8 protein-coding genes are annotated in these 11,386 nt (G+C 70.7%); 1 reads left to right on the forward strand and 7 read right to left on the reverse strand.

Going from position 1 to position 11,386, the window contains the following annotated elements; all coding sequences use genetic code 11:
• The first annotated feature begins 173 nt into the window (after positions 1 to 173).
• Positions 174 to 401 (forward strand): DUF7455 domain-containing protein, encoded by a 228-nt coding sequence (locus AC5P1C_RS02285; protein WP_493863923.1) that lies wholly within the window; start codon positions 174 to 176, stop codon positions 399 to 401.
• Between the two features lie 169 nt (positions 402 to 570).
• On the opposite strand, the gene AC5P1C_RS02290 is transcribed toward AC5P1C_RS02285, so the two are convergent.
• From AC5P1C_RS02290 to AC5P1C_RS02320, 7 genes are all read right to left on the reverse strand, one after another.
• Positions 571 to 1,401, reverse strand: coding sequence for a S1 family peptidase (locus AC5P1C_RS02290; RefSeq protein WP_493863924.1), 831 nt, complete (start codon positions 1,399 to 1,401; stop codon positions 571 to 573).
• A 164-nt stretch (positions 1,402 to 1,565) separates the two neighbouring features.
• Positions 1,566 to 3,110 (reverse strand): RNA polymerase sigma factor, encoded by a 1,545-nt coding sequence (locus AC5P1C_RS02295; protein WP_493863925.1) that lies wholly within the window; start codon positions 3,108 to 3,110, stop codon positions 1,566 to 1,568.
• Positions 3,111 to 3,531: 421 nt separating this feature from the next.
• Complete coding sequence (locus AC5P1C_RS02300; protein ID WP_493863926.1) at positions 3,532 to 4,419, reverse strand: FadR/GntR family transcriptional regulator; 888 nt, start codon at positions 4,417 to 4,419, stop codon at positions 3,532 to 3,534.
• Positions 4,420 to 4,580: 161 nt separating this feature from the next.
• Positions 4,581 to 6,584, reverse strand: a complete 2,004-nt coding sequence (locus tag AC5P1C_RS02305) for an ATP-binding cassette domain-containing protein (RefSeq protein WP_493863927.1) — start codon at positions 6,582 to 6,584, stop codon at positions 4,581 to 4,583.
• A gap of 190 nt (positions 6,585 to 6,774) precedes the next feature.
• Entirely contained in the window at positions 6,775 to 7,536 is a 762-nt protein-coding gene (locus AC5P1C_RS02310; protein ID WP_493863928.1) for an NUDIX hydrolase, read from the reverse strand.
• Between the two features lie 119 nt (positions 7,537 to 7,655).
• Entirely contained in the window at positions 7,656 to 9,716 is a 2,061-nt protein-coding gene (locus AC5P1C_RS02315) for a glycogen debranching N-terminal domain-containing protein (RefSeq protein WP_493863929.1), read from the reverse strand.
• A gap of 216 nt (positions 9,717 to 9,932) precedes the next feature.
• Positions 9,933 to 11,219 (reverse strand): DUF4192 domain-containing protein, encoded by a 1,287-nt coding sequence (locus AC5P1C_RS02320; RefSeq protein ID WP_493863930.1) that lies wholly within the window; start codon positions 11,217 to 11,219, stop codon positions 9,933 to 9,935.
• Positions 11,220 to 11,386: the final 167 nt, after the last annotated feature.

Below are 11,386 nucleotides of genomic sequence, written 5' to 3' on the forward strand. Positions count from 1 at the left end.
CAGCGCGAAACCGTACGACACGTAAGAGACGTAATACGGCACATTCGCCGCCAACCGGCAGCAGACAGCCGCCTCGGAAAAAACTTCGAGGAAAAGCCACGAGCGGGAACGTTTTCGGCCTGGTTGGATGTTGACCCTGGTACGACAGCTCGTCGAGCTAGAGAAGAGGCGACGTGACTACTGTTCTGACCCCCGCGAGCCCCCTGACGGCCGCTGATCGCTGCGACCGCTGCGGCGCCCAGGCATACCTGCGCGTCGTCCTGTTGAGCGGCGGTGAACTGCTCTTCTGCGCCCACCACGGCCGCAAGTTCGAGCCGGAACTCAAGAAGATCGCCGCTGAGATACAGGACGAGACGGAGCGGCTGACGGCCGTCCCGGAGACCCCCGACGAGGATCGCTGACACCTCGCACCCACGACGAGCCATCCGGCGCACGCCAGGCCGGTGACCGGGCGGCCGACCCTGATAACCCCAGGGTCGGCCGCCCGCTCTCGTTAGACGGGCGCCCAGGCCCCTCCTCGGCGGCCCCTGGCGGCGCCCCGCACTCGCCACGCGGGCAACTCCCGTACTGTCAGCCGCCCAAAGGCACGTCCCGCGCGACGCCCGAAATCCGCGTATAGACCCCGGGGCTCCCGGCCCGCCCACAGCCGCTCCCCCACGAAACCAGGCCGATCAGCCGCCCGCGCGCGACGAGCGGACCGCCGCTGTCCCCCTGGCACGCGTCCCGCCCGCCCTCAAGTTCCCCCGCGCACAGCATGGATGCGGCCGAGTACGTTCCGTCAGAACTCCCCGGGTAGGCCTCCCCGCATGTGGAGTCAGGCAGTACTCGTACATGCGCGGAGCGCAACGTACGCGCGTAATCACCCGCCCCCGTTGTGTCACCCCACCCGTAGACGGCCGCGCGGGTGCCGGGCTCGTACGCCTGGTCCCCCTCGCCCGCCATACGGATCGTGTAGCCCTTGGGCAGCGGGCTCGCCAGCTCCAGCACCGCGACGTCACCGGAGTTCGAGTAGCTGTCGTACTCCGGATTGACCGACGCCTCGCGCACCGGAATCTCACGCCCCTGCGACGTGCCCAGATCCTCCCGACCGGCGATCACCTTCAGGTCACTCATCTCGCGCAGCGGCACTCCGAGGACTTCCTCACCCAGACAGTGCGCCGCGGTGAGGACCGTCGAGCGCCCGACCGCCACGCCTCCGCAGAACTGTCCCGAGCGCGTACCCCCGAACCGGTCACGGCTGGACAGCGCCACCACCCAAGGGCTGTCGGCCACCCGGACCGGACTGCCCCCGATGACGACGCTGTCGGCCGCCGCCGGGGCCGGAGCGGCCAGCGGCAGCACCGCCACCGGGGCGGCAAGGGCCAATGCCACCGTGATTGTTCGGGCGAAAGGACGAGGCATGCGATCTCCTCACTCTGGGTTGCCATGGCACACCCACAGTGATCCAGCGCGGCATGCCCCGCACCCGCGCCACGCACATTCCTCGCCAGGGCGAACACATCGGACAAACAGAAGACCCGAAGCCTCGTACGAGACTTCGGGTCTTCCTTGTGGAGCGCTGGTGACTAGTCGAGGTAGTCGCGCAGGACCTGCGAACGCGACGGGTGACGCAGCTTCGACATCGTCTTCGACTCGATCTGACGGATGCGCTCACGCGTCACTCCGTAGACCTTGCCGATCTCGTCGAGCGTCTTCGGCTGGCCGTCGGTGAGACCGAAGCGCATGGAGACCACGCCCGCCTCACGCTCGGACAGGGTGTCGAGCACCGAGTGCAGCTGCTCCTGAAGGAGCGTGAAGCTGACCGCGTCGGCCGGGACGACCGCTTCGGAGTCCTCGATGAGGTCACCGAACTCGCTGTCGCCGTCCTCACCCAGGGGGGTGTGGAGGGAGATCGGCTCGCGGCCGTACTTCTGGACCTCGATGACCTTCTCCGGGGTCATGTCGAGTTCCTTGGCCAGCTCCTCCGGGGTGGGCTCACGGCCCAGGTCCTGGAGCATCTGACGCTGCACGCGCGCGAGCTTGTTGATGACCTCGACCATGTGCACCGGGATACGGATGGTGCGGGCCTGGTCGGCCATGGCGCGGGTGATCGCCTGACGGATCCACCAGGTGGCGTACGTGGAGAACTTGTAGCCCTTGGTGTAGTCGAACTTCTCGACCGCGCGGATCAGACCGAGGTTGCCCTCCTGGATGAGGTCCAGGAAGAGCATGCCGCGGCCGGTGTAACGCTTGGCCAGGGAGACCACCAGACGGAGGTTGGCCTCCAGGAGGTGGTTCTTGGCGCGGCGCCCGTCCTCGGCGATGATCTCCAGCTCACGCTTGAGCTTCGGCGCGAGCTTGTCGGCGTTCGCCAGCTTGTCCTCGGCGAACAGGCCGGCCTCGATGCGCTTGGCGAGCTCGACCTCCTGCTCCGCGTTGAGCAGCGGGACCTTGCCGATCTGCTTCAGGTAGTCCTTGACGGGGTCGGCGGTGGCACCGGCCGCGGCGACCTGCTGGGCCGGGGCGTCGTCCTCGTCCTCGTCGGACAGCACGAAGCCTGCCTGGGGACCCTCTTCCGCGGACTCGCCCTCACCGGGCTTGCCCTTGGCGGGCGTCTCCTCGGTGGCCTCGTCGTCCACCATCTCGTCGTCCTGCTTGGACGTCTTCTTTGCCGCTGCCTTCTTGGCGACGGTCTTCTTGGCGACGGCCTTCTTGGCCGTCGTCTTCTTGGCTGCGACCTTCTTCGCGGGCGCGTCCTCAGCTGCGACATCTGCGGCCGACGCCTCGGGGGCGGCGGTCGCGGTGGCCTGCTTAGCCGTGGCCGTCTTGACCGCGACCGTCTTGGTCGCGGTGCGCTTGGCCGGGCTCTTCGCTGCGACGCTCTTGCGGGGGCGCTTCGGCTCCGCGGCACTGACCATCAGCGTCACACCCTCTTCCTCGAGGATCTGGTTGAGGCTGCGCAGAACGTTCTTCCACTGAGTGGCCGGAATCTGGTCAGCTTCGAAGGCACGACGCACGTCATCGCCGGCGATCTGCCCATCAGCCTTTCCCCGCTCGATGAGCGCCATGACAGAGACGGATTCGGCGATCTCCGGCGGGAGCGTACGGGATGTGCTGGCCGACACGAACAACCTCTCGGAACGTTGGAAAACGGCTTCCGGCCCCGTCCATTGTGGACCAGGACCGACGACCGACGACTGGGGATGGGCCGACGGCGCAGGCGGGCCGGGGAGCTACACAGCGTCGCGAACGACTGCTGTATTCCCTCCTCGGCTATCACCTCTTAGGTCATCGCGCTGCCCCGAGGAGCGTTACGCCCAATCTACGTGGCCCGAGTCACACCCCGTAAGCACTCAAAAGCGGCCAGATACGGTCAGAAGCGTCCAGATCTAGGCTCTGACGGCCCTCCAGACGGTAACGACCACGTCGCCGGGTCCCTGACGGTTCCCCGAGGAACCCGCAGAGGCCCGGCGACGGTACCGCGCCAACGGAGTGATGAGGTCGGGCCGCGAGGCGCATCAGCCGGCCGTCCGGACGCAGACCCGCGGCCCGTCAGTGCTCGCGGGGGGCGGGCACGACGCGCTCCACCTCCGGGTGGACCGTGAGCAGCTGGCGCATGGCGGCCTCGGCTCCGGGGCCGTCGCCCGCGCCGAGGGCGTCGACGATGCGCGAGTGGTGGACCAGGGACGCCTCGGTGGGGCGGTCGCAGCCGGTGATCGGGCCGCCCGAGACCTGGAGCGCCGCCGAGACGATGCCGGACAGGTGCTCCAGCATGCGGTTGCTCGCGAGCTGGATGAGCAGCGAGTGGAACTCCGCGTCGGCGCGGGAGAAGGTGATGCCGTCGCCCTGACTCAGGGAGTGGCCCATGATCTCGACCATGTCGGCGAGCCGCTGCTGCACCTCCTCGCGGCCGTGGCCCGCGGCGAGCCGGGCGGCGAGGGGCTCGATCGTCCAGCGCAGCTCGCTGAGTTCGCGGCGCTGGTCGTCGCGCTGCGGCCCGAACGCGCGCCACTCGATGATGTCCGGGTCCAGGAGGTTCCAGTCACTGACGGGCCGCACGCGCGTACCGACATTCGGCCTGGCGCTCACCAGGCCCTTGGCTTCAAGTACGCGCAGCGATTCCCGGACCACGGTGCGGGAGACCTCGAAACGCTGGCCGATCTCCTCGGGGACCAGCGGGCGGTCGGCGCCCAGGTCGCCGGAGACGATCATCTGGCCGAGCTGCTGGACGAGTTGGCCGTGCAGCCCGCGGCCACGGCTGCCTGCGGTGCGTCGGCCCACGCGGCCGAGATCCTGGTCGGCGCTGTCCCACGAGGGCGCGACAACGCGGTCGGCACCAGGGGCCTCTGCGTAGGGGTAGCGGTCGAGTTCGCCCGGACCGGCGAGGCCGGAGTCTGCGGAGCGGGCGGCGGTCATCATGGTGTGCGCAAGGGTACTCACGGATCCTTTGTCGGCGTGGCTCCCAAGTCCCTTGAGGTCTTTGGTGAAAAGCACACGAAAGGGTGATCGCTTACCCCGCCGCAATTGACGCCTTATCGGAAAGAAATGGGCGTTCTCCGGGGAGTTGTGCGCAGCACGGGAACAGAAGCGCGCGGCGGTCGCTATCGGACCCTGCTGCGCATCCCCGTGAGCAGATAGGCGCAGAGCAGAGCGGTCAAGGACAACATCAGTGCGCTCCCCACAGGTTGGGCGACCATCCGCACTCCCCCCGCCAGATATCGCTCCACGCCGAACGGCCACTGCACCAGCGCGAGATCACGAAGCCTCCCCGGCAGTCCCGCCGCCGATCGCACAGACGGTCCCTCCAAGGCCTTCTGTACGAGCGGTACGACGACGATCGGTACGGCGAGAACCGCGGCGAGACCGGCGGTCGTGGACCGGAAGACTCCTCCGGCGAGCACCCCCGCCCAGGCGCACCCCGCAACCAGAGCGAACCAACTCGCGCCCAGCGAAGGCCAGTCAGCGGGAACTTTCGCGGCCTCCTCTCCGTATACCAAGTGGAGCAGGCCGGCGTCGGAGACCAGGACGAGCAGGCTCAGGAGGAGCGCGGTGCCCGCCGCCACGAGCAACTTGGCGCAGAGAAGCCCCAAACGGCGGGGAACGGTGCCGCGGTCGGCGGCGAGGGCGGGATGGCGGAACTCCTCACCGAACGCGAGGGCGCCGAGCAGTCCGGCGCCAAGCGCCGCGGGCGGCAAGGGAAGTTCCTGGGGCCAGGCGGCCAACAGGCGCGGCTGCGGCGTGTGACCGGTCCTGGCGAGGAAGACGCAGAGGACGGCGGAGACGGCGAGCACGGCGCCCGTGGTGAGGTAGCCGGTGCCGACACCGGCGGCGCGACGCAGTTCGTAACGCAGAGGGCGAAGGGGGCTGCGGGCGGGCCGGATCGAGATGGGGGGCGGCAAGGGCAAGGGGGCTGGTGTTTCGGGGGTCCCAGAAGCCCGAGGAGTCGTGGCGGCGGCCGGGTCCGTGGGGGTGAGCGGGATGAGGTTCTTGGCCGTGGACACGACCTCGGGGCCGGGCTCAAGCTCGGGGTCAGGCTCAAGGGCGGGGCCGGGCTGAAGTTCGGGGTCGGGCTCAAGCTCGGGGTCGGACTGAAGTTCGGGGTCGAGCTCAAGCTCCGCCCTCGCCTCAACCTCGGCGTGAACCACGGCCTCAGGCGGCGCATCGGCTTCCGCGCGTGGAGGTGCGGATCCGGGTGCAGGTTCGGTCGCGGCTGCGGGTGCCACAGCCACAGGCCCCGCATCTCCGATCTCGTCGGCCAGTTGATGGACGAGGATTCCGTGACGGAACGCCGTCTCGCCGATGTCGGCGCAATTGCTGCCGTACACAGAAAGCCGGTTGCCGTCCTCCTTCACCACCTCGATGGAGCGTTGCCCGACACGGGCCTCCTTGGACAGCAGAGCGCCGAGGCGTGCCGCGTGCGGGCTGCGCACCGCGACCCGGGGGCGCAGCCGGGTACGGGCGAAGTCCCCGGCTTCTTGGTCTGCGACCAGGCGGCCCGCTTCCAGCGTGACGACCCGGTCGGCCGTCCGTGCGGCCTCCTTGGCATCGGCTGTGGAGAAGAGCACGGTTCCCCCCTGGGCGGCGTGCGCGCGCAGAATCCCGTGCAGCCACCCGCCCTCGCGGGCAGAGAGCCCGTCGGCAGGACCGTCGAGGACGAGCGTGTGCGGGTCGGCGAGCAGCGCGCAGCCCAGGCCGAGGCGGCGGTCCATGCCGCGCGAGAGCGTGCCGAGCCGCTGATCGCGGAGGCTGACGAGGCCGACGACTTCGAGTACGTCGTCGGCGCGCTGGACGGGCACACCGGCGGCGGCACACAACATGCGCAGCTGACCGCGTACCGTGCGGCCGGGGTGCCCCGGAACCTCGCCCAGAAGGACGCCCACCTCGCGCGACGGATGAGTGATGCGGTGCAGCGGACGCCCTCTGAAGTAGGTGACTCCTCGGCCCTGTTGGATTTCGAGCATGAGCCTCAGCGCCGTCGTCTTGCCGGCGCCCTGTGCGCCGAGCAGTGCCGTGACACGGCCTGTTCGCGCCTCGAAGGACACGTCGTCGACGGCGGGCGGCAACTCCTGCCGGGGATTGCTGGTCAGTCCGATGGCCTGGATCATCGCTTCTCTCGCGGGATGTGCGACCGCTCGGCGGCCAGGGCTCGTCCGCCGGGTCGGGGACGGACGAGCCCCGTGGGTACTTCTGCAAGATAACGCGATATTTCCTTCATTTCGGTCAGGGCGTGAGCCGCGGGTGTCCATCACGCGGCCGGACCGACGGGTGACCAGCGCGTGATCCGTGGCGTGAGCCTCAGACCTCGGGGCGCAGCATCGGCGGGTTGAGCAGCGTCGCGCCGCCCGCGCGGAAGAGCTGGGCGGGGCGGCCGCCCTGACGCGTTGTGGTGCCGCCGGTGGGGACGAGGAAGCCGGGCGTGCCGGTCACCTTGCGGTGGAAGTTGCGCGGGTCGAGCACCACACCCCACACGGCCTCGTACACCCGGCGCAGCTCACCGACGGTGAACTCGGGCGGGCAGAAGGCCGTAGCCAGCGAGGAGTACTCGATCTTCGAACGGGCGCGCTCCACGCCGTCCGCCAGAATCTGCGCGTGATCGAACGCGAGTGGCGCCGCCTGCTCGTCCTCCCGGCCGTACCCGCCCTGGTTGAGCAGTGCCTCGACCGGCGCCCAGCGCGCGCTGTTCGCATCGCCGCCGGCCCGTGGTGCGGGCAGATCGGGAGCGAGCGCGAGATGGGCGACACTGACGACCCGCATCCGCGGATCGCGCTTGGGGTCGCCATACGTGGCGAGCTGCTCCAGGTGCGCGCCGTTCACCTGGACCGGAGTGTCCGGAGCGTGGGCACACAGCCCCGTCTCCTCGACCAGCTCCCGCGCGGCGGCCGCCGACAGATCCTCGTCGTCGCGCACGAATCCGCCGGGCAGTGCCCAACGACCCTGGAACGGCGGCTCACCCCGGCGTACGGCAAGCGCGCAGAGCGCGTGGCGGCGAACGGTCAGCACGACCAGATCGACGGTGACAGCAAAGGGCGGGAAGGCCGACGGGTCGTAGGGCGACATGCCGCGATCATAGTCGTCTGCCTGACGATAAACAGCTCCTCCGGCATCCGATCCCGGCTCGATTCACCAGGTCCGGCGTCAGGTTCGCGCCACACCCATCACAGGTTCTCCCCTCTGGGTCACACCCCCAGCTGCAGCCCCTCTGCCGCCTCCTCGACCATGGCGAGGCCGAGTCTGCTGACGCGTACGGCGAACGGAGCACCCGCGACGCGCAGCGCCGTCAGCCCCAGCTCCCCCAGGGGCGCGCCCCGGACAGGACTCAGTGTCACCGTGCCCGATGGAGCGTCCGGCCGGATCCCGGCGAGCGCCGTGAGGAGCTGCACCCCGGCGGCCGCAGCGGTGGCCGCCGGACGACAGGCCGCCGGGTGCGGCAGCGGAGCTCCGCCCTCCGTGCGCTGCTCCCCCGCGTACATCTCGGGCAGCCGGTAGCCGAACGTCTCGGCCGCCGCCAGCACCCCCCGCAGCAGCGCGGTCGCTTCCTTCTCGTACCCCGCGGCAGCCAGACCCGCGACGGCGACCGCCGTCTCATGGACACGGACCGCTCCGCCACGATGTCCGAAGGGGTTGTACGCGGCTTCCTTGACGCCCAGGCTCCGCAGCCCCCACCCCGAGTCCATGGCGGGCCCGCCGAGGAGCCGGGCGAGCTGCTCGGTCTGCACCTTGTCGAGCAGCCCTGGTGCGAGCGCGCCCGACCCGAGCAGGCCCGTGTCGAGGAGGTGGGCGGCGGCGCCGGTGAGGAGGGGCACGACACGGCCGTCGGCCGTGCAGGCCGCGGCGGGCCGGCCGCCCGCCCGGTCCTCCACCCAGAAGTCCTCCCGGAACATGCCGCGCAGGCGCTCCGCCCACTGCCTCAGTTCGGTGCCGCCCGAACGGCCGTGCGCGTCGAGCAGGTCGGCGCCGAGCAGCGCGGCCCGATGGGCATGGGCCTGGGTCTCGCAGCGCGCGGGGCCGCCGGGACAGGGGTCCGGCAGGCGCCCTCGGCCGTCGGCCGCCGCAAGCATCCATCGCAGGCAGCGCTCGGCCGCCGGCAGCAACTCCTCCGTCTCCTGGGCATGCAGCCCCCACCGCCACGCCTCCGTCAGCAGCGCCGGGAACAGCAACGTCGCCTCGACTCCCGTACACCCGGGCGGCAGATGCGGTCCCGTGTTCCGCAGCGGCCCGGGGATCATGCCCGCCCGCGGTCCCGTGCCCACGAGTTGACGGCGGGCCAGCGTACGTAATGTGCCCGCGGCGATCCGGGTGCCGAGCGGCAAGGCCATCCGGGCGGCCGCGAGCGCCTCGGCCGGTGCGAGACCACAGCGCCAGGGCGCCCCCGCGGCCAGGTGGACGTCGGTCGGGTGCTCGGGGTCCCGCAGCAGCAATGCTTGGAGATCCTCCACGGATCGGTCCAGCAGATCCCGAGCCCTGAGGTCGTCCCCCGCGGCCCGCGCCGTGGCGAGGGCGAGCGAAGCCCCCTGCCCGACCGCCCTCACCGGACCGGCGCCATCCGGCCGCACCCTCAGCTCCAGGGTCCAGGTGCCGCCCGGCGGCAGTTCCACCTCCCAGCGCAGCAGCCCCGCGGAGGCCATCGCGTCCGCGGGCGCCGGGTGCGCGGTGACCACGCAGTGCCCTGCGGCCGAGGACCAGCGCATGCCGGAGTCGTGGACACTGGCGGGCAGTTCGGGCCCGGTGCTGCCGGACGCCACCGCGCCGAGCTCCGCCAGGTCCGTGCCGAGCGACACCTCCACCGGCAGCCGTAGATGGCGGCCTGCTGAGCTGCGCAGGATGATCCGTTCTGTGCCGTCCGCGTAACGGTTCCGCTCGACGACCACCTCCGGATCCGGACCGCCGTCCGCGGACGGACGCAGCGTCGCGACGAAGCGGGCACGGTCGGCCGAGACCATCCGCGCCTGCACGGCGACCGGCTCGCGCCCCGCCACCCGCAGTTCGCAGCGCGACAACAGCCTGCGCCCCGCGCGGTAGAACCCCTCGAGCCCGCGGCCGGTCAACTGCCCCTGTTCCGTGGAGATCGCGAGCGCGGGCAGGGCGACACAGATCAGCGCGGCGTGCGCGGGCGGCAGCTGCGCGGGGCGACGCGGCGCGGGAGACGGGGCCTGCCCGGCGGGCAGGCGCGATGGAGTCGGCAGGGGCCGCTGGGGACCCTCTCTGCCGGAGGCAGGAGACGAGGCGGGCAGGGACATGGGGCGGCTTCTTCCGCGCTGTCCGCGCTACGGGGAGTCGGAGGTCATACGGCGGCTCGACCCAGGCACGGGTACCGCCACTCAGGTGAACGGACCTGCGCCACCCCAAGTCACGCCCACGGGGCGGGAAGCCACCCGGCCGGCCCTGGTCCTCCGCGTACGACACCCCGGCAGGCGGCCGTCCCGCCCCTGTCCGCCGGTGCGGAACTCCTACGTTCATGTGTCGTTCCTCGCCGCCCGTCGGGTGGTGCGACGGCGGTTCTGCGGCCCCGTGTTCGGCCTGTCGGTGACCCGTGAACCAGTTCCGTCCTTCGGACGTCCGGGGCGGCGGCGTCGCGGAGCGACACCGGGCGGCTCCGGCGCGGGGTCCAAGGGCTCCGTACCGAGCGGCAGTTCGGGCTGGACCGACCTCTGGCCACGGTCGCTCCGCTCCCTGCGCAAGCAGCGGCGGATCGGCTCCGGGTCCAGGTCACCGGTGCAGGCATGGTGCAGGAGTTGAGCGAAGGTGTACTTGGGATCGGCGTGCAGCGCCATGCCCAGCGCTTCCTGACCCTCCGTCGTGTCGCCGAGGGACCACGCGACCCAGCCCGCCAGGGACAGCGGCGCCGCGGCATGCTCACCGTAGGCGCCGACGCAGCGACGGGCCAGGGCCCTCCAGAGACGAAGTGCCGGTGCCGCGTCGTCGCCCTCCATCCACTCCGCAGCCTGATCACGCGTCGTACGGTCCTGGAGGCCGATGATCAACGCTGCGGCCTCGTCGTGTGCGAGGAGTTCGTCGTCCTGGAGATCCGCCTCCAGCCTGTCGCTCACCGATGGCGCGGCCGTCATACGCGCCATGATCCTGCGGGCCAGGTCGAGCGTGTCAGCGGCTACCTCGGCCTGCCCGTCGTCCTGCAGGATCCGGTGCACGATCTCCATGCCCGCGGCGTCGAGTGCCGCCTCCTGATCCGTCGCGGCGGCGGACTCCCACGGCGCGAGACGTGCCCGCATCTCCTTTGGCGTGACGCCCACTTGGAGACCGGCGTACGCCGTGGCCGCGGCCAGGACCGACGTGCCGGGTCGCATCAGCGGAACGCCCTCCGGTGGACAGCATTGCTCGTTCGGGCAGCAGTAGGTCCAGAAGTTTCCCGCAGAGATGCACACGACCTCGAACACCGGGACGTCGAGGCTTCCGCATGCGATGCGGATCACTTGCGCGAACGGTCGCAGGCGCTCCATGACCTGCCGGCCGGATTCGGCGCCGACGGGCTCCGCGCACAGGAAGGCGACGACGCCGTCGGGCCGGGCTCCGCGCCGCTCGCAGCCGCCCACCAGGCACTGGGCGAGCTGCTCCGCGATGGGTGGCCAGTCCTCCGCGCGCCCGGGAATGCCAAGGCGCACGCGCCCACCGAACCGCCCCCGCTCGCCGTGCAGAGCGATGAGGACGACGCTCTCCTCGGGCCGGAACCCGAGCAAGTACGGCAAGGCGTCCGCCAGTTCGGCTGGCGTGCGCAAAGTGACCATGGTCTCGTCGATGGGATCGATGGGATCGATGGGATCGATGGGATCAGTTGAATCAGTCGGGCTGGCTGAGTCAATCGGGTCGGTTGAGTCGATGGGGCCGGTTGAGTCGATGGGGCCGTTTTGTTCGCTGTGATTCGCCATGCGCCGACTCTCCCGCGGATCACCAG

This window comes from Streptomyces sp. A18 (assembly GCF_059026065.1).

What these genes read in the sequence shown, in the direction of transcription:
- AC5P1C_RS02290 (WP_493863924.1), bottom strand. Translation starts at nt 1,401, where the DNA reads ATGCCTCGTCCTTTCGCCCGAACAATCACGGTGGCATTGGCCCTTGCC.
- AC5P1C_RS02305 (WP_493863927.1), bottom strand. Translation starts at nt 6,584, where the DNA reads ATGATCCAGGCCATCGGACTGACCAGCAATCCCCGGCAGGAGTTGCCG.
- AC5P1C_RS02310 (WP_493863928.1), bottom strand. Translation starts at nt 7,536, where the DNA reads ATGTCGCCCTACGACCCGTCGGCCTTCCCGCCCTTTGCTGTCACCGTC.
- AC5P1C_RS02315 (WP_493863929.1), bottom strand. Translation starts at nt 9,716, where the DNA reads ATGTCCCTGCCCGCCTCGTCTCCTGCCTCCGGCAGAGAGGGTCCCCAG.
- AC5P1C_RS02320 (WP_493863930.1), bottom strand. Translation starts at nt 11,219, where the DNA reads ATGGTCACTTTGCGCACGCCAGCCGAACTGGCGGACGCCTTGCCGTAC.